Source organism: Rothia sp. HMSC076D04 (genome assembly GCF_001814645.1).
GTDB classification, from domain to species: domain Bacteria; phylum Actinomycetota; class Actinomycetes; order Actinomycetales; family Micrococcaceae; genus Rothia; species Rothia mucilaginosa.
This window is the reverse complement of record NZ_KV817369.1, coordinates 155,395-174,551: the sequence shown is the minus strand read 5'-3', so window position 1 is coordinate 174,551 and position 19,157 is coordinate 155,395. Positions and strand designations below refer to the sequence as shown.

The window sequence follows — 19,157 nt, the reverse complement described above, 5'->3', positions numbered from 1 at the left end:
TTGTTGGTACCTTTGGAAAGGTCGCATACACAGAGCACGACCGATGAGGGAAAGGGAACCCATGAGTTTTATTGCGCGTCTGCGTGAAGATATTGAGAACGTCCGCCAGCACGACCCTGCTGCGCGCGGCGCTGTCGAGATTGCGCTGAACTATTCGGGTATGCACGCCATTTGGGTTCACCGTCTGACCCATAAGCTTTGGCAGAAGGATGAGACGAAGGCTCTGGCTCGTACTCTTTCGCAGTTTGCTCGTTTTCTGACCGGTGTGGAGATTCACCCCGGCGCGACTATCGGCCGCCGTTTCTTCATTGATCACGGCATGGGCATTGTCATTGGTGAGACCGCTGAGGTTGGTGACGACGTGATGCTGTACCACGGCGTGACCCTGGGCGGTCGCTCCCTAGAGAAGGTGAAGCGTCACCCCACCATTGGTGACCGTGTGACCATTGGTGCAGGTGCTAAGGTGCTGGGCCCGGTGGAGATTGGTGCCGATAGCGCTATTGGTGCGAACGCCGTGGTCGTCAACGATCACCCCGCCGATTCGATTATTACCGGCATTCCGGCGAAGCATCGCCCGCGTACCCCGGAGAAGAAGAAGCCGCTGGTGGACGCTGTGGAGTACATTGACCCCGCCATGTGGATTTAGCGCTTGGCAAGCATTTTGACCCCGTAGAGGCGCACCTGGCGGCTCCTCATGAGGCTCCAAGCTCCTCACCGGGCTCCGCAGGTCTTCTCCCCTGCTATACGCCCCTCAAGATACCCCTGAGGCATCTCGGGGGTGCCCCATCAAGACATAACGAAAGCCCGCCTTCGACCGGATTCTCATCCAGCCGAAGGCGGGCTTTGACGTATTCAGCTACGTGAGCTTAGTGAACGTGAATGTCCGCTGCGTTCACCTCGGAACGGTCACCGCTCCACATGGTGTGGAAGGCGCCCTCTTCGTCAATACGACCGTAGGTGTGTGCACCGAAGAAGTCACGCTGACCCTGAATCAGGGATGCGGGCAGGCGGTCGCGGCGCAGGCCGTCGTAGTAGGACAGTGCGGATGCGAACACCGGCACGGGGATGCCCAGTGCGGTTGCCTTAGCCACCACGCGACGCCAGGAAGGAACGAGCTCCTCCATGAGGTTCTTGAAGGCGGGTGCCAGCAGCATGTTCGCGGGCGCTTCGCCTGCGTAGGCAGCCATGATGTCGCCCAGCAGCTCGGCGCGGATGATGCAGCCTGCACGCCACAGCGATGCGATGGTGTCCAGCTTCAGATCCCAACCGTATTCCTTGCCTGCGCGGGTGAGCAGGTCCATGCCCTGTGCGTACGCAACGAGCTTGGAGGCGAAGAGTGCGCGGCGCACATCCTCAACGAACTCGGGGTCGCCTGCACCGATGCCGGTGGTTGCGATCAGACCTGCGGGCAGTTCGCGTTGTGCCTGCTCGCGCTGCTCACGCTCGGAGGAGGAGAGGGCGCGTGCAAACACGGACTCTGCGATAGCGGAGACGGGGGAACCGAGGTCCAGGCCGGCCTTAGCGGTCCACAGGCCGGTACCCTTCTGGCCCGCTGCGTCAACGATAACGTCAACCAGGGGCTTGCCGGTCTTTGCGTCTACCTGTGCGAGCACCTCTGCGGTGATTTCGATCAGGTAGGAGCTCAGGTCGCCTTCGTTCCAGGTCTTGAAGATTTCTGCCTGCTGTGCCGGCTCAATGCCTGCGATGGAGCGCAGAATGTCGTAAGCTTCACCGATTACCTGCATGTCGGCGTACTCGATGCCGTTGTGGACCATCTTCACGAAGTGACCCGCACCGTCGGTGGAGATCCATGCGCAGCAGGGTGCGCCGTCCTGCGGTGCCTTCGCTGCGATCTTTTCGAGCAGCGGGCCCAGGTGCTTGTAGGACTCTGCGGAGCCGCCGGGCATCATGGAGGGGCCCCAGAGAGCGCCCTCTTCGCCGCCGGAGACGCCAACGCCTACGAAGTGCAGACCCTTTTCAGCCAGGGCGTGCTCGCGACGGATGGTGTCGGGGAAGTGGGAGTTACCGCCGTCGATAATGATGTCGCCCTCATCGAGCATGGGGGTGAGCTGCTCGATCACTGCGTCGACGGGTGCGCCCGCCTTGACCATAATCAGGATGCGGCGGGGAGACTCGAGGGAGTCAACGAGTTCCTGCAGGGACTCGGTACGGATGAAGTCGCCGTCTGCGCCGTGCTCAGCCAGCAGTGCGTCGGTCTTCTCTACGGAACGGTTGTGCAGTGCCACGGTGTAGCCGTTACGTGCCAGGTTGCGGGCGAGGTTTGCGCCCATGACAGCAAGGCCGGTGACACCAATCTGTGCCTTCTTGTTTTCAGTCATGTATATAAGGATACGCGCTTAGGGCAGGCTATAATATAGGTGGAGTGCAGTTTTATGCTTGGAGGAATCACAGTTCCGGCTGGATTATCTTCGTGAGCTTCCCGCCGGGCACCCTCGCGGCGGGTAGTGGGTAAAGAAAAACCCCGGCACCTTGCGGTACCGGGGTAATCGGTGGGTCCTACCGGGATCGAACCGATGACATCCACGGTGTAAACGTGGCGCTCTACCAGCTGAGCTAAAGACCCGTAGTTCTCACTGATTTGTTTTTGTTTCAGTGGCGAACACAAGAGAAAACTATACGGGCTTCTGGTGTGGCATGCAAATCGAAAACATGTGTTCTATGTCTCAGTATTTTTTTCCTTTTCGCAACCCACCCCACAACAAGCCACATCAAGCCATGGTGATTCTTGACCTTTTAGGTAGACCATACCCTTTTATTCCGCGCCATTCCGCCCACCCCACCATTCCGCGCTATATAGGTGCAAAAAGACCCTAACTAGTACTTTTGATGCGCATATTTTTCGCTTAGAGAGCTAAGCCGCGAAACCCACATCACAAAAACCTTCGTTTGATGCCAAGAAGCCCACATTTAGGTCTAAGATAGTAGAGATAAGTAGCGAAGTAGACCCCACGGATCTATGGCGCTTAAACACAAAGATTGTTCGACAACGCAACATCGCGGGCGGGCGATCTCACAACCGCACAGAAGAGAGGTTGGATTAGTTTGGCTAACGTACCGAACGAGCACTCCCTGAGCACCCTTCTTGATGGCCTGAAGGACATCGACGTAGAAGAGACCCAGGAATGGGCTGAGTCCCTCGAGGACCTTATCAAGACTCACGGCACCGAGCGTGCAGAGTACATCCTTCGCGCACTGCTCAAGGAGGCTGGCGAGAAGGGCGTTAAGGTCCCGACTCTGGTCAAGACCGACTACATCAACACCATCCCCGTCGACCAGCAGCCCGAGTACCCCGGTGATGAGGAACTCGAGCGCCAGTACCGCGCATGGATTCGTTGGAACGCAGCAATTATGGTTCAGCGTGCCCAGAAGAAGGGCATCGGCGTTGGCGGTCACATCTCCACCTTCGCAGGTGTGGCTGACCTCTACGAAATGGGCCAGAACCACTTCTTCCGCGGCCGTAACCACCCCGGTGGCGGTGACCAGGTCTTCTTCCAGGGTCACTCCTCCCCCGGTGTCTACTCCCGCGCATTCGTTGAGGGCGTCCTGAGCGAAGACCAGATGGACGGCTTCCGTCAGGAGAAGACCAAGGGCGCAGACGGTATTCCTTCGTACCCGCACCCCCGCTGCATGCCCGAGTTCTGGCAGTTCCCGACCGTTTCCATGGGTCTGGGCCCCCTGAACGCAATCCACCAGGCATCCTTCAACAAGTACCTGCACAACCACAAGATCAAGGACACCTCCGAGCAGCACGTCTGGGCATTCCTGGGCGACGGCGAGATGGACGAGCCCGAGTCGCGTGGTGCACTGCAGCTGGCTGCAAACGAGCACCTGGACAACCTGACCTTCGTCGTCAACTGCAACCTGCAGCGTCTGGACGGCCCCGTTCGCGGTAACGGCAAGATTGTTCAGGAGCTCGAGGCATTCTTCCGCGGCGCAGGCTGGCACGTCATCAAGGTCCTGTGGGGCTCCGACTACGACGCACTGCTCCAGAAGGACAAGAGCGGCAAGCTCATCCAGCTGATGAACGAGACCCTCGACGGTGACTACCAGACCTTCCGTGGCGAAGACGGTGGCTACATCCGCGAGCACTTCTTCGGCAAGTACCCCGAAACCAAGGAACTCGTTGCAGACCTGACCGACGAGCAGATTTTCAACCTGCGCCTGGGTGGCCACGACGACAAGAAGCTCTACGCAGCCTACAAGGAAGCTATGGAGACCAAGGGCAAGCCCACCGTCATCCTGGCACAGTCCATTAAGGGTGCGGAGCTCGGCCCCTACTTCGAGGCACGTAACTCCACCCACCAGATCAAGAAGTTCACCATGGAAGCACTGAAGGGCTTCCGTGACCACCTGAACATCCCCATCTCCGACGAGGAGCTGGAGAAGGATCTGTACAACCCGCCGTACTACCTGCCCGAGGCAAACCACCCGGCACTGCAGTACATGCAGGCACGCCGCAAGGAACTCGGCGGTTACATCCCCGGCCGTGCAAACACCCAGCCTGAGATTATCCTGCCCGAGTCCAAGGTCTACGCACAGACCAAGAAGGGCTCCGGCAAGCAGACCGCTGCTACCACCATGGCGTTCGTCCGCCTGATGAAGGACCTCATGCGCGTGAAGGGCTTCGGTCACCGTATCGCTCCCATCACCCCCGATGAGGCACGTACCTTCGGTATGGACTCCTTCTTCCCCTCGGCTAAGCTGTACAACCCCAACGGTCAGAACTACGTGCCCGTTGACCACCAGCTCATGCTCACCTACACCGAGTCCCCCGAGGGCCAGATTGTTCACGTGGGTATTAACGAGGCAGGCGCAACCGCTGCGTTCATCGCACTGGGCTCCTCCTACGACACCCACGGCGAGCCGATGATCCCGATTTACATCTTCTACTCGATGTTCGGCTTCCAGCGCACCGGCGACGGCTTCTGGGCTGCTGCCGACCAGCTGTGCCGCGGCTTCGTCATCGGTGCAACCGCAGGTCGTACCACCCTGTCCGGTGAGGGTCTGCAGCACAACGACGGTCATTCCCCGATTCTGGCGTCCACCAACCCGGCGTTCAAGATCTACGACCCGGCTTACGGCTACGAGATCGCTCACATCGTGGAGCGCGGTATCGAGCAGATGTACGGTACCAAGGACGAAGACCACAACGTCATGTACTACCTGACCGTGTACAACGAGCCGATTCACCAGCCTGCTGAGCCGGCAAACGTTGACGTTGAGGGCATCATCAAGGGTATCCACAAGATCAGCGAGTCCCCGCTGACCTCCGGCCCCAAGGCACAGCTGCTGGCATCCGGCGTTGCTGTTCCGTGGGCTGAGAAGGCTCAGCAGCTGCTGGCTGAGGACTGGGGCGTCTCCGCAGACCTCTGGTCTGTCACCTCGTGGACCGAGCTGCGCCGCGACGGCATTGCCGCTGAGGAAGAGGCTCTGCTGAACCCGAACCAGCCCGCTCGCGTTCCTTACGTGACCCAGAAGCTGGCTGGCGCTGCTGGCCCGATCGTCGCGACCACCGACTTCGCTTCGGATGTTCCCGACCAGATCCGCCAGTTCGTTCCGAACGACTTCGCAACCCTGGGTGCTGACGGCTTCGGCTTCGCAGACACCCGCCCGGGTGCACGTCGCTTCTTCCACATCGATGCAGAGTCGGTTGTTGTCCGTACCCTGCAGATGCTGGCAAAGCGCGGCGAGGTTGCAGCAGACGTTCCCGCGAAGGCATTCGCTAAGTACGACCTGCTCAACGTGAACGCTAACTCCGAGCTGGAGCAGCACTAAGCATTTAGCTGTAGAACCCCGGTTCTGCGTTAGAAGCTAAACGATGCCCCCGGTTGATGAATCATCAACCGGGGGCATTCGTGTTTTAACTGTGACGAGGTGCAGGGCGCCCGGGCTTTTTCCTGTTGATATTCTCGTTGACTATGCGTTTCTCATGTAATAAATCAGACGTGACCGGAGTTTTGATTGCCTGGTGCGTCTAGCCGGTGGTAGGCTTTAACCACCCTTCAACTATGATATTCGCCATAGTATTGGTGGATATTCAGGGTGCCCGACCAGCGGGGGGGGCACGACTCACTCATCTACGAGTATTTACCCTCCATAACTCATAGGGGTTCATGATGAAGCTCTAGAATACTCTCCCAGCAGTAACGACGCTGCAGAAACACCCTTGTGCGTGGTCTGCCATAGCGTCTTAGCCTTTCGCTATGGGTGCACTCCCAAGCTAGCAAGCACTCCCCCCGAGATTCTGCTTATCGCTCTGGGATTCACATAGATTCCAGATTCTCTCGACACCCATATTCACCGAGGCATATGCTTTGCAACAATCAGCAAAATGCAGCCCCGCTTTCTTTACGGCCGCATATTCTTTATCCAATTAAGGAGGGAGAATTATGAACCTCAAGAAATTCTTTCAGCCCGCAATGGCTTTAACATTTGCATTCACGCTAGCATGCACATCCTGTTCTACAGGCCCGCAACTAGAACGTGATGAAACAGCCCAAGCAACTCTAGACTATAAAAACAACCGAATCATTACTCCACTCGAAGAATACAATGACCATTTAGATGAAAATTCCCAGTATTACACTCAAGCCTTGGAAATTCTCAGGCAACGCTGTTTCGCAAAACACGGCCAATCCTACGAAATATATATCCCGGATATAGAAGATAGGAAATTCTTTTCGTCCAGTCGCGAGTTTGGCCTCTGGAACCCCGAATACTCCGCCAAATATGGAAACTACAAGCGATCCGGGAATGCACCATCATACGGGGGATATGACACAAAAATCATGGAACAGTGCATGCCTGAAATCTTAGCCACGTTGAAAGAGATTGCCGGCATCAGCCTCGAAGAGCAAAGTGGCCTCACAGAAGCCTATCGTCGAATCCACGGTGAATCCTATGCAGCTGCCATGAATCATCCCGAATGGAAAAAATACCGTGAAGCATGGTGGAAATGCCTATCGGATAAAGGTCTAACGCCACGAAAGGGCGATGAAGAATGGGAAACACAAGAGCTATCAGATGCAACCCGCGCTAGTGGTGATAATAATGCCCCGGCCTCAGAAGAAGAAATTCGAATCAGTGTCATTGAAGCACAATGCAGTAAAGATACAGGAATGGCTCAAGGTCTTGCCAACCTCGTAGCCTCATATCAAAAACCGCTCATTCGAGATAATGAAACAAAACTAGAAGAACAGCGAAAGCAGCTATCAGAAGTTTATCTCCGATATAAAGAGTGGGTTCTCAAAAACCAATAAATATAATGCCCCCGGTTGATAAATCATCAATCGGGGACATTTATATTTATTAATTACTCTACAGATAGAGCGGGCTAATTGGCGAAGTGGCCGGTCACCTCCGCCAGACGCGCCGGATTCACCAAATCAGGGTGCGTACCCTCCAGCAGCACCGCACGGAACGACGACGCATGCGCCGCCCAACCCGCCGCGTCCAAATACGGCTGATCCTCATGCGGCACACCCACCAGCAACACATCACCATCAAAGAACGCCTGCTCAGCACCACGCATCAGTGCCGCTGAAGCACGCATACTACCCAAGCACACGCCCAGCTTCTCCTCCGGTAGGTACCCCATCGCCGAACCCGCCCGCTGCAGACGCTCCAACGTACCCGGCAAATCAAGCCGCTCATCGGCGGCAGGCTCCGGCAAACCGCCCATACGCAACAGCGCGCGGAAGCTCTCCTGCTCATCCGGCGCAGGCACGCCCTGCCACTGCTCCGAAGGATACGCATCCAACAGGATGACACGTTCAACCAGCGCACCCGCAGCCTGCGCCAGAGCCGCCACCTGCACCGCGGCAGTACCGCCCACAGACCAGCCCATCAACGCAAAACGACGCGGCAACGAACGCTCCGCCAGGGTCTTCTCGATCAGCTTCAGGTAGCCCTCAGCCAGCTCCTGCAAACTCGACGCAAACCCGGCATTCGGGTCAGAGAACGCCTCAGCCTGCACAGCATACACACCCTGCTGAGCCGGAAGATGCGAAAGGTACCCCGCATAGCACCAGCCCAAACCACCAGCAGGCGGCAGAATAAACAGCGGCGCGGGGGCACCGGTAGTATCGGGGACAACGGGCTGCTCACGCTGAGTCACAACGTGTTCGCGCTGAGTCAAAATGTGCTCACGCAGCGGCAGAACCGGCGCGAACTCCGCACCCTCGCCACGCTCGCCCGCAATGGACGCCGCCAAAGCCTGCACTGTCGGATGCGCAAACAGCGCACCAATGCTCACGCTCAGACCCAGCTGCTCCTCAACCGCGGCAATCACCTCAAGAGCCGCCAGCGAATGACCACCCGAGGCGAAGAAATCCTCATCCACGCCGAAACGCTCACGACCCAGCACACCGGCAATAATCGAGCACAGCTGCTGCTCCAGCAGACCGTGCGGACCCTCAGCATCGGAAGTCTGAGGGGTCAGGTCCAGGGACGCCAACAGCTTGCGATCCGCCTTACCGGAGGGGCTCACCGGCAGAGCAGGCAGGGTATGCCACAGGGTCGGAACCATGTAGTCCGGCAGAACCTGCGCACAATGCTCACGCGCCGCCTCCACCAGCTGCTCGGCACGCTCAGCGGGCACGTCGCCGACCTCCAGCACCGCCGCCAGGGCGGGCTCACGCAGACCGCGGTACAGCAGAGCCACCGAAGCGGTCACCCCCTCAACCGCGGCAAGAGCCATCTCAATATCGCCCAGCTCCAGGCGCTGACCGCGAACCTTAATCTGATAGTCCGTGCGACCACGGTAGCCAATGACGGCACGACCATCGGGAAGAATCTCCCAGCACGCCAAATCGCCCGTACGGTACAGGCGCTGACTCTCACCGTTCAGCAGCGCGAGCGCACCGGCAGGAGCCTGCTCCACGAAAGCCGCCGCGGTCGCCTGCGGGTTGTTCTTGTAGCCGCGCGCCAGCTGCACACCCGATAGGTGCAACTCACCCGTCACGCCCACCGGCACGGGGTGGCCGGTCGGGTCAAGAATCAGGGTTCCGGTGTTCCAGACCGGCTCGCCAATGGGCACGCTCTCGCGCTGCGGGTCGGTGGAGGTCTCCCAGAAGGTCACGTCCACCGCCGCCTCGGTCGGGCCGTACAGGTTCAGCGGGTACACGCCCAGAACCTCGCCCGCAGCCTGCACCTGGTCCTTCTGCAGCGCCTCGCCCGAGCAGACCACGTAGCGCAGGGGCTGCTCTCGATCCTGACCGAAGCCAGCATCAGCCAGGATGCGGCGCGCCGCCGGCGAAGAGGTCAGCGCCGACAGCATGGTCGGCACAAAGTGCACCGCAGTGACGGACTGCTCGGCAATCACTCGCGCCAGGTAGGCGGGGTCGCGGTGACCCTCCGGCGCGGCAATGACCACGGCGGCACCCTCGGCGAGAGGCCAGTACAGCTCCCACACGTGCACGTCAAAGGAGATGGGGGTCTTGTGCAGAACGCGGTCGCCCTCCCCCACCGGAATCTGGTGCTGCTGCCAGCGCAGGCGGTTATCAATCGCGCGGTGGCTGATGGCAACGCCCTTAGGCCTGCCCGTGGAGCCGGAGGTGAAGAGCACGTAAGCGTCCTCGTCCAGACCGGTTTTCGCGCCCGGAAGCTCCTCTGCGGCGGGTGCTGAGGAGTGTTCCCCGTTGGGTTCCTCGGCGCTCAGTAGGGGCAGAGTATGCTGCGGCAGGTTCGCGTGACGCTGCGGTTCCTGCGGGTTCAGCTCTTCCGCGTTCAGCGGGTGCAGGCCGGGGCCGTGCAGAAGCAGGGAGCACTCGGCGTCCTCCATCATCACGCCCACACGCTCAGCGGGCAGATCCGGAAGCACCGGCACATAGGTGGCGCCAGCGTACAGCAGGGCGTACAGCGCCACGTACTGCTCGGCGCCGCGGTGCACACGCAGACCCACCGCGTCGGAAGGGCGAACGCCCCAGTCCAGCAGCTGCGCGGCAAGGGCTCGAGCTCGCTCGTCCAGTTCGGCGTAGGTGAGGGCGCGGTCAAAAGCGTAGGCGCGCTCCGACTCGGGGGTGAGTACCTCACCGGGTGCGGGGGCAGAATCCAGCACGGCGAGCGCCTGCGGATGCGCCGCCACCGCGTCACGGAAGCGACCCAGCAGGGTCTTGTACTCCATCGGGTGCTCGGTAAGCGCCGGGGCGGTCAGCTCGCGCAGGGTCGCAAGCTCCGCCTCGGTCGCCAAGCCGAGGTTGTTCAGGGAGGCGCCCTCGCGCTGCGCCTCCGCCGCGTAGACGGGCAGCCACTCGCTCAGGCGGGCGGCGTGACGTTCCAGCTCCTCAGCGGTGTAGAGCGCCGGGTTCATGTCAATCTCGCAGGAGATGCTGTTGCCGCGGCCGGGCATGCCGCGCAGGGTGAAGGTCGCGTCAGCAACGGGACCGGCAGAGATATTGTGAATGCGCGCAGTCGGTACCGCGGATCCGGACTCGTCCTTGGAGGGTGCCGCCAGCGGCAGCACCGCGTCAAAGGGCACCACGTTAATCTGCGCACCAAACAGCCTGGACTGGGCGTTACGTGCGGTACGCTCGAGGTCTTCCTGACGAGCCAGCGGATGCTCAGCGTTGCGGGCGTACTGCTCCTTCACCGAGTGCAGGGATTCCGTGATGGGGCCGGTCGCCGCAACCTGCACCGGCAACACATTCACCGCGGTACAGCCGGTCTGCGCGCTCGCCGTACCCAGGGCGCGGGTCGCCTCCGGCAGAGTGCGGGCGAACATGCGGTTCATCTGCGGCACGCCGAACGAAGCCTGCGGGTAGCCGCCCACACGCGCCAGGTACGAGCCGACGGCGGCGGTCGCCAACACGGGCCAGGAGACGGCGTGTTGCTTTGCCGCATCCAGCAGAGCCTGCTGGGTGGGCACGTCAATGCTGAACGCCAGGCGCACAGACTGAGCCGACGGGGAGGCGGTACGACCCGCCAGGGAGGTATCTTCCTGTTCCAGGGCGCCGCTCGCCTCCCAGAAGGCAACGTCTTCGTCACGGGCGGTGGAGGCGGCATCGTCGGCGTCGAGCAGCTGCTGCAGGCTCATGCGGCGGGTTGCCGGAACCGGCTGACCGGCGGACAGGGCGCGGTATATCGCCGCCACGCGGGAGAGGCCGTTGAACGCCGCGAATCCGTCGGCAACCACGTGGGAGAAGGAATGGTACACCCAGAGGAACCCGCCGTAACGCGCCACTGCGCTGCGCACGGTCACGCCCTCATCGGTGGCGAGGGGCTGGGCGAGCAGGCGCTGCGCCCAGGCGCGCACCGGCGCGGGCAAATCAGAGTCAGGCAGGGCTGATTCGGGCAGGTCAGAGGCGTTCTCCTCCCCCGCCTCGGCGGTGCCGCTCAGTTCGCCCCCGTCCACGAGCAGGTCAATGCCCGCGAGGAACGCCTCCTCGGTCAGAATCTGCTGGGATGCGGAACCATCAGCAATGCGGGTGCGCACGCGGAAGCCCTCGTTCTCGCGGTAGAGCTGTTCAAAAGCCTCACGCAGCAGAGCGAGGTCGGTGTCTGCGGGGCATTGCAGAACCTCCGCGGTGTTGTAGCAGGGGTTCGTCGGGTCAATCGCGGCGGCAAAGTAGATGCCGCGCGCGTTAGTGGTCAGCGGCAGCCAGGGGCTGTCAGCGCTGTGCTGTGCGGAGGGGTTCGCGGCGGTGCGAAGGTCGGAAGCAGTCCCGAAGCTAGCGGGTGCGGTAGTATCAGCTACGCCCATGGTGGCCTCTCAAAGGTCTGGATTAGGGGTCTGGATTAGGGATGATATGCGGTGTGTTAAAGGTAGGTGTGAAAGGGAGGCTACTGCCCCGCCGCTTCACGCTGACAGAAGTGCACTGACAGAAGTGCGCTGACAAGGGTAAACGCAGCTACACAACACGGCGCAAAACCGGCGCACAGAAAAAACGAGGCGAGTAGCAAACACCCCGGGCACCCGTCTGCATTCGCGGCAGGCGGGCACTCGGGGTGCGGTAACGCTTAGCCCAGGCGGGAGGCGATGAACTCCACGGTCGGGTTCTCCACCAGCTCGGTAAACTCAATCACGGCGCCCTCAGCGGCAAGGTCGTCGAGCAGGGCGAATGCGCCCATAGAGTCCATGCCTAGGGAGAACAGGTCGGTGGTCGGCTCGTCAAAAGCGGTCTGCAGGGAGTCGGGCTCGACGATGTACTTCTCCATGATGGGGCGCAGGGTCTCAAATGCGGACATTTTTCTCCTCAATAGGGGTAGGAATAAGGGCGTACGGTTTAGCTGAAAATGGTCAGCTCAAAGGGTTTAGCCGAAAATTTCGGCAAGCTTGGCGCGCAGTTCGCGGCGAGAAATCTTACCCACGTTCGTGGTGGGCAGCTCCTGCAGAACCTGCACTCGCTCCGGAATCTTGAAGTCGGCGAGCTTCTTCGAGGTGAAGAACTCGTGCATCGTGCGGCGCGGGTTTTCGCCCAAGTCGGCGCCTTCCTGCGGCACAATGACCAGGCCCACGCGCTCACCCACGGTCTCATCCGGGATGCCCAGGACCACGGCGTCAAAAACGTCGGGGTGGGTCAGCGCCAGCTCTTCGATTTCGTCCACGGCAATCTTCTCGCCATTGCGATTAATCTGGTCCTTCGCGCGGCCGGTCACCTCAAGGTACTTGCCTGCTACCAGTCGCACAATGTCACCGGTGCGGTAGAAGCCGTCCTCGGTGAATCCGTAGCGGTTCGCGTTCTCCTCCAGGTAGTAGCCGCGAATCGTGTACGGGCCGCGGGTGAGCAGGTGGCCGCTCTCGCCGCGCTTGACCGGCTGGTCCTGATCATCAACGATTAGGATTTCGTCGTCGGGGCTAATCGGGTAGCCCTGGGTTCGCAGGCGTAGCTCAATCATGTCGGTCGAGCGGGTGTAGTTCACCAGACCCTCAGCCATGCCGAACACCTGCTGAACGGTGCAACCGAGCACCGACTCGATCTTGCCCGCAACCGCCGGAGCCAGCTTCGAACCGCCCACCTGCAGGGTCTGCAGGGACGGCAGGGACACGCCGCGCTTTTCCGCGGAGGCGACCCACGCCTGAGCCAGCGGAGGCACCAGCGCGGAGGTGGTCACACCCTCCATCTCAATGAGGTGGAACGCGGTCTGCGGGGACGGATCCGCCGCGAACACCAGCTTGCCGGAGGCGCACATGACGCCCAGGATACCGGGCGAGCTCATCGTGAAGTTGTGCGCGGCGGGCAGCACCACGAGCATGGTCGTGTTGTTGTTCAGCTTGCAGATATCGACCGAGCCGCGCACCGAGTACAGGTAGGCGGCGTGGGTGCGAGGAATCAGCTTCGAAATGCCGGTCGTACCGCCGGAGAGCTGCAGGAACGCCACCTGCTCGCTCGCGCGCAGGTTCTCGGTGTTCTGAATGACGCCGGGCACGAACTCTTCAGCGAGTTCCTCTTCGGTCAGCGGGGTCAGCGGCTCCGCAACGTCAATAGCGACCGGCGGCTCCAGGGAGTTCTTGCGCAGCTCGGCGGCAACGTCCTCGTGCAGGGCGGTGAAATCTGCGCCCGGGGTCAGCGAAGAGAACACGTGCGCCGCAGCGTCGGTGCGGGTCGCAAAGTGCACGAGCTCGGTGGTGCGGTGCTGCGGCAGGCAGAACACCGGCAGCGCAGCCGCCCAGAAAATACCCAGCAGGTACACCAGGTACTCGGCGGTGTTACCCAGCTGCAGCAGCACGCGGTCACCGGGCTGCACGCCAGCCTGAACGAGGCGCGCCGCAGCGGCACGACCTGCCGCCTCCAGCTCACCGTAGGAGAGGCGAATCTGCTGGGGCTTGCCGTCCTCATCGAGCTGCGCGTGCGAGATTGCCACCAGCGCCGGGAAGTGCGGCTTCGCGCGGCATGCATCTAGCAGGAACTCGGGGATGGTCTGGTCAATCCAGTAGCCGGCTTCGCGGTACTTCGCGGCAAAAGACTCGGGGATGAGCGGCGTGGGGGCCAGGGGGCTACGTTCTACGGTCATCTTCTCTCGATTTCTGTGTCGTTTGCGGTTTCTATAGCGCTCACGTGCTGCGTGAGTTCGCAGCGTGATGCCATCTCGTCAATGAGGGCGGGTGCGCAGCCTACGCCGGGTACCCTTCGGCACCCCTCGCGGCGCGGTAGTGTTGCACTTCTCTTAGGCTGTACTTCTCTAGGATACGGGCGCGACGGTGTTTACCCTAACGGGGCACCCCGCCCGCCCACCATGCGGGGTGTGCTCTACCCGTGCAGGATCCCTAGGCGACCTCTCGCTACTCCTCAGCTAAGCTCCGCTCAGCGCGCTCAGCCTCCCAGCGGGCAGCAATAATACGTTCCAACGCCGGCACAATCGCACCGCGCCAGCACGCATAATCGTGACCGCCGTTGAAGGTCGTGCAACGCGCATTCTTCAGGCCCAGCTTTTCCAGGCGCTCCTTCAGCTCGCGGTGAGGAGGCACCAGAACCCACTCCTGCTCCCCCACCTCAATCTCAAGGTACAGGTGGCGCAGGCGGTCAATCTCACCCGCCGCCTCCAGCTCGTCCAGGCAGTCCATGACCTGCGGCTGCCACAGCGACGAAGACTGCGCGATCGCGCCACCAAACGCCTCCGGGCGGCTCAGCACCGCCAACAGGGAGGACAGGCCTCCCAGCGACTGACCGTTAATCACAATGTTCTGCGGCGCGGTCTTAATGCCGTGCACCGCCTCCAGGTGCGGGAATGCAATGTCCACCAGGTAGTCGGCAATCGGGTTGTCGCCGTTCAGCTCCTTCCAGCGGTTCTCACGACCGCCAGAGTGCAGGAAGAACACGTGCATCGCCGGAATACGGCCCGCCTCGTGGGCACGGTTGAGGGTGTGCTCCATACCCTGGCTGAACCACATCTCACCGTCGAACTGGATGAACAGCGGCGCATTCGGGGCGGGGTCACCCACGCGGCCGAGCACATACTGGTGACCGTCAGAGGTCTGCATCCACTCGGGGGCGGGCAGCGCGTCAATCTCTTCCTGAGTCAGGATGAACTCCTGCACCGGCGCGTGCTCAAGCTGCACCACACCCATGCAACGGCCGATACGGTTGCACGCGGTCTCGGGGTTCAGCGGGTCGCCCTCGCCGGAATCCAGGGCGGCGCGCAGGCGCACCTGGTCGTCATCGCCCAGCCAGGCGGGGCGCTCGCCGGGCAGCGTCGGCAAGAAGTTGTAGGAGGCACGCCAGGTGGTTTCCATCTGCATGCTCAGCTGCCACCAGCCAGTGCCCTCGATGCGGGCCATGAGGGAACGGTCGAGGTTCTTCTCATCGGTCAGGCGGTTGATGAACATGAGCACCTGCTCCGCCTGCTCGTTGTGGTACAGGAAGGTGACGATGCGTTCGTTCTCACTGATGCTGCCGTCTTCGCGGTGCACCGGCTCGATAATGGGGGTGCCTTCAGAGACGACCTCAAGGATGCGGGCGTTCAGCTCTTCGGGGCTGACCGCCTCGGCGATAATGGCGCTGATGAGGGGGCTGTCCACGCGCGGTGCCGGTACGGGGCGCGGGGTCTTGGGAGGGGTCGGGCGCACGGTCGGTGCAACGGTACGCGGCTGCGCCGAAGTAGCCTGTTCAGAAGTGTTCTGTGCAGAAATACTCTGCGCGGGAACGGTCGCGGTGGGTTCGTGCTCGCCCAACGGTTCCTCCTTGGTCTGTGGAAACACTCAATCGGTGAGAATCGGTGAGGAGGCGCATTATCATTAGTTAGCCTCTACTACCTCACTCTATGGTATCCCTTACCCAAACTCCAGCCAAAGGAAAAAGCGAAAGAACCACAACATGACATTCATGACAGCGAGCGCGGGGTTCAAATACAGGCCCCAACTGTAGATCGCAAACAGTGGCCACCACAAACCGGGCAGTTAAATGAGATGAGGCACCGAGACCGTGCATCAAACCTCTCAAGTCGCAACTTTCAAAGTCTCATGCGGCAGTCTCGGTGCCTCATCTACGGGTTCCCAAAATGGAACCTACCCAGTGCTCGGATCCGTTCATGCGTCAAAGACGGGCGAGCACCGGGTAGGCGCCCTACGCGCAGGGGATCCTGGGTCCCTCAGATCCTAGCGTTCGCTGCTTGGCGCAATGCCGAGCTTTTCCACCCGTACTGAGACGGTTGGTGCTAACTCCCACGCGGCTTAGGGGCGAAAACTATTCGCTTTCGCGGGCCGCCGAAATAGCGTCAGCGGCAATATGAATTGTTTGGTTCTCCTTCGGAATAACCAAAGGGGTACCAGTGCATGGATCAGGAATAATGACCGATTGCAGGTCAAAAACTTCCTGAATGAGTTCCGGTGTAATTATCGCACGCGGATCGCCCTGAGCGATAATCCGGCCCTGCTTCATTAACACAACATGAGTAGCATACCTGAAAGCGAGGTTCAGGTCATGCAAAACCACGGCTACCGTTCGCCCTTCGGAATGCAATTTCTTCGTCAGGTTCAGCACCTCAATCTGGTGCGTGATATCCAGGTAAGTGGTCGGCTCATCCAGCAGAATCAGCGGGGTCTGCTGCGCCAGGGTCATGGCAATCCACACGCGCTGACGCTGACCGCCCGAAAGCGCCTCAATGGGACGCTCAGCAAGCTCCAGCACATTCGCCGCCTGCATCGCCTCCACGCAGGCGCGCTCGTCCTCATCAGACCAAGAACGCAGCAGTGACTGGTGCGGGTAGCGGCCGCGCGCCACCACATCCGCCACGGTCACGCCGCTAGGCGCCTCCGGGGTCTGCGGCAGCATCGCCAAGATCTTCGCGATAGCGCGGGACTTCATCTGCGGCAGCGGGGTGCCGTCCAGGCGAACCTCACCCTCCTTGAGCGGGTTCACGCGGGCAAGAGCCTTCAAGGTGGTCGACTTACCGCAGGCGTTCGGGCCTAGGATAACGGTCAGCTCCCCCTCCGGCACCTGAAAATCTACCCCGTTGAGCACCGTATGCTCACCGTAGGCAACCACCATGTTCTCGCCTTCAAGGCGGGTCGTCACACTAGCGTTCACTAGCTCTTCTTCCTTTCGAGGTAAATCAGGTAAATCAGGTACAGGCCGCCAATCGCGCCGGTCACCACACCCACCTGAATGATGCGTCCGGGAACAGCGAATCGGCCAATCAGGTCAGAGCCGAGCACCATGAGCGCACCCATAAGTGCCGCGGAGGTGAAGCCCACCCCGCCACTGCGAGACAGGGTCTTCGCGATGTGCGGTGCCGCCAGGGCGACAAAGGCAATCGGGCCGGTCGTCGCGGTCGCCAGCGAAACCAGAAGCACACCGATAAACAGAGCCGCCACACGGTACGCGTTCACGCTCACACCCAAACCGGATGCCACCTGGTCACCAAAACGAATCGCGCCCAGCGGGCGGACCAGCATCAGCAACAGCGGAGTCACCACGAGCAACAGACCCAGCAGCGCGTAGGTGCGCTCCCACGTGATGTCATTGAGCGAACCGGCAAGCCAGGATGCCGCGGTCTGCGCCTGAGTCAGCGAAGCACGCACCACCAGCAGCGCATTGAACGCCGCCAGGGTCGAACCCACACCAATACCGACCAGCACCAAGCGGAAGCCATGCAGGCCCGTGCGGCGCGTCAACAGCCACACCAGCACCGAAGTCGCCAAGCCACCAACCACAGCGCCCAGGGCAACCTCAACGGGGCCGGAATTGAACACAATAATCTGCAACAGCGCACCGGTCGCGGCACCATTCGTGAAACCGATAATATCCGGCGACCCCAGGGCATTACCCGAAATCACCTGGAAAATCGCACCCGACAGACCAAGTGCCGCACCCACCAGAAGCGCCGCCACAATACGCGCCGCACGCTGCTGAGCGAAAGCCACCGTAATCTGCTTGCCCTCACCCAGCAGCGCCGGGATCAGCTTCTCCGGGGCGATCTTATAATCACCCTGCAACATGCCCCAAAACGCCAGCGCCGCAATCAGCACCACCAACGCCACATTCAAAATCAGCACACGCCACGGCACCTGAGCACTCAGCGGACCGCGCACAGTCAACACCGGGCGGCCACCCAAATCGCGGCCGCTACGACGCGCAGAACGATTAGCTGCAGTGGTGACGGTCGCCGTCGAAACAGCGGAAGAATTCGACATTAGAGAGCCTCCACCTTACGACGAGTCATCAAGAACAAGAACACCGGGGCACCGGCAAGAGTCGCCACAATACCCACCTGAGTCTCCTGCGGAGCCACCAGCACACGCGCCAACACGTCAGCACACAGCAGCCACACCGGACCCAACAGCGCCGAACCATAATTCACCCAGCGCACATCATTACCGAGTAGGGCACGCACCACAAACGGCACCGCCAAACCCACAAAACCAATCGGACCCACCGCAGCAGTCGCCGCACCGGCAAGCACCGTCACCGCCAGCAACGTCAAATTCTGGGTCGTACGCACACTCACGCCGAGGCTGGTCGCCGCCTCCTCGCCCATACTCAGAGCATTAATCGCAGGAGCCACAAAGAACGCCACCAGCATACCCAGCAGAATCACCGGACCCACCGTCGACGCGATATCCATACCGCGGCCCTCCAGCGAACCGGCAACCCACACACGGAACTCGTTATATGCATCCTGATCAGCCAAAATCAGGCCCTGTGCAATCGCCGACAGCGCCGCAGAAATCGCCACACCCGCCAGAGCGAGCTTCACAATCGACCCGTCACGACCACGACCCAGCGTGTACACCAGCACCGCAGCCAACGCGCCACCAATCGTCGCAGCAACCATGTACTGCCAAATACCCATCACGCCAAAAACCACCACGGAAGCAATCACAGCCACCGCAGCACCGGCATTCACACCCATCAGGCCGGGCTCAGCCAGCGGGTTACGAGTCAACGACTGCATCAAAGAACCGGCAACCGCCAACGCCGCACCCGCCGCAAGACCCACCAAGGTACGCGGAATGCGCTGCTCCATCACAATCGTCTGCGCCTGCTCAGAAGCAGTGCCATTGAAAACAGCCAGAACCTGATCCGGCGGAAGATTATTCGACCCGAACAGCAAAGAAGCAGCCACAGCCCCCACCAAAAGCACCGCAAACAAGAACAGAAAAGCCAGGCGCTTACCCAACTTCTGCCCCTGAATCACAGAACCCTGACGGGACGTACTCTCCTGCTGAACATCTCGGGACAATGAGCTCGTGAAGGCCACTA

Annotated in this window: 11 protein-coding genes and 1 tRNA gene; 3 read left to right on the top strand and 9 right to left on the bottom strand. The window is 60.9% G+C overall.

Annotated elements, in window-relative coordinates; all coding sequences use genetic code 11:
- Positions 1-61: 61 nt before the first annotated feature.
- Positions 62-646, top strand: a complete 585-nt coding sequence (gene epsC / locus HMPREF2980_RS05190; RefSeq protein ID WP_005505599.1) for a serine O-acetyltransferase EpsC — start codon at positions 62-64, stop codon at positions 644-646.
- A 220-nt stretch (positions 647-866) separates the two neighbouring features.
- On the opposite strand, the gene gndA is transcribed toward epsC, so the two are convergent.
- The gene (gndA, locus tag HMPREF2980_RS05185) at positions 867-2,339 is read right to left on the bottom strand and encodes an NADP-dependent phosphogluconate dehydrogenase (protein ID WP_005505596.1); all 1,473 of its coding nucleotides are present in this window, start codon (positions 2,337-2,339) and stop codon (positions 867-869) included.
- Positions 2,340-2,511: 172 nt separating this feature from the next.
- Positions 2,512-2,584 (bottom strand) — tRNA-Val (locus tag HMPREF2980_RS05180).
- Between the two features lie 479 nt (positions 2,585-3,063).
- On the opposite strand from HMPREF2980_RS05180, the gene aceE reads away from it, so the two are divergent.
- Together aceE and HMPREF2980_RS05170 are read left to right on the top strand one after the other, a co-directional pair.
- Positions 3,064-5,796 (top strand): pyruvate dehydrogenase (acetyl-transferring), homodimeric type, encoded by a 2,733-nt coding sequence (aceE, locus tag HMPREF2980_RS05175; protein WP_070690516.1) that lies wholly within the window; start codon positions 3,064-3,066, stop codon positions 5,794-5,796.
- Between the two features lie 614 nt (positions 5,797-6,410).
- The gene (locus tag HMPREF2980_RS05170; protein ID WP_070690513.1) at positions 6,411-7,280 is read left to right on the top strand and encodes a hypothetical protein; all 870 of its coding nucleotides are present in this window, start codon (positions 6,411-6,413) and stop codon (positions 7,278-7,280) included.
- Between the two features lie 74 nt (positions 7,281-7,354).
- Here the strand turns inward: HMPREF2980_RS05170 and HMPREF2980_RS05165 are convergent, their stop codons facing one another.
- From HMPREF2980_RS05165 to HMPREF2980_RS05135, 7 genes are all read right to left on the bottom strand, one after another.
- Positions 7,355-11,719, bottom strand: a complete 4,365-nt coding sequence (locus HMPREF2980_RS05165; RefSeq protein ID WP_210399289.1) for a non-ribosomal peptide synthetase — start codon at positions 11,717-11,719, stop codon at positions 7,355-7,357.
- Positions 11,720-11,976: 257 nt separating this feature from the next.
- Complete coding sequence (locus HMPREF2980_RS05160) at positions 11,977-12,204, bottom strand: phosphopantetheine-binding protein (protein WP_005507422.1); 228 nt, start codon at positions 12,202-12,204, stop codon at positions 11,977-11,979.
- Between the two features lie 66 nt (positions 12,205-12,270).
- Complete coding sequence (locus tag HMPREF2980_RS05155; RefSeq protein ID WP_070690511.1) at positions 12,271-13,971, bottom strand: (2,3-dihydroxybenzoyl)adenylate synthase; 1,701 nt, start codon at positions 13,969-13,971, stop codon at positions 12,271-12,273.
- Positions 13,972-14,239: 268 nt separating this feature from the next.
- The gene (locus tag HMPREF2980_RS05150; RefSeq protein WP_070690509.1) at positions 14,240-15,628 is read right to left on the bottom strand and encodes an enterochelin esterase domain-containing protein; all 1,389 of its coding nucleotides are present in this window, start codon (positions 15,626-15,628) and stop codon (positions 14,240-14,242) included.
- A 511-nt stretch (positions 15,629-16,139) separates the two neighbouring features.
- Positions 16,140-16,982 carry an ABC transporter ATP-binding protein gene (locus tag HMPREF2980_RS05145; RefSeq protein WP_049349016.1) on the bottom strand — a complete coding sequence of 281 codons (843 nt, stop codon included), beginning with the start codon at positions 16,980-16,982 and terminating at the stop codon, positions 16,140-16,142.
- Entirely contained in the window at positions 16,982-18,088 is a 1,107-nt protein-coding gene (locus tag HMPREF2980_RS05140) for a FecCD family ABC transporter permease (protein WP_070690506.1), read from the bottom strand. Before HMPREF2980_RS05140 ends, HMPREF2980_RS05145 begins: the two co-directional genes overlap by 1 nt.
- Positions 18,088-19,155 carry a FecCD family ABC transporter permease gene (locus HMPREF2980_RS05135; protein WP_080974537.1) on the bottom strand — a complete coding sequence of 356 codons (1,068 nt, stop codon included), beginning with the start codon at positions 19,153-19,155 and terminating at the stop codon, positions 18,088-18,090. Before HMPREF2980_RS05135 ends, HMPREF2980_RS05140 begins: the two co-directional genes overlap by 1 nt.
- Positions 19,156-19,157 lie beyond the last annotated feature (2 nt).

Excerpts from the sequence above, each read along its gene's own strand:
- HMPREF2980_RS05165 (WP_210399289.1), bottom strand. The coding sequence starts at position 11,719 with ATGGGCGTAGCTGATACTACCGCACCCGCTAGCTTCGGGACTGCTTCC.
- HMPREF2980_RS05160 (WP_005507422.1), bottom strand. The coding sequence starts at position 12,204 with ATGTCCGCATTTGAGACCCTGCGCCCCATCATGGAGAAGTACATCGTC.
- HMPREF2980_RS05140 (WP_070690506.1), bottom strand. The coding sequence starts at position 18,088 with ATGTCGAATTCTTCCGCTGTTTCGACGGCGACCGTCACCACTGCAGCT.
- gndA (WP_005505596.1), bottom strand. The coding sequence starts at position 2,339 with ATGACTGAAAACAAGAAGGCACAGATTGGTGTCACCGGCCTTGCTGTC.
- HMPREF2980_RS05170 (WP_070690513.1), top strand. The coding sequence starts at position 6,411 with ATGAACCTCAAGAAATTCTTTCAGCCCGCAATGGCTTTAACATTTGCA.
- HMPREF2980_RS05155 (WP_070690511.1), bottom strand. The coding sequence starts at position 13,971 with ATGACCGTAGAACGTAGCCCCCTGGCCCCCACGCCGCTCATCCCCGAG.
- epsC (WP_005505599.1), top strand. The coding sequence starts at position 62 with ATGAGTTTTATTGCGCGTCTGCGTGAAGATATTGAGAACGTCCGCCAG.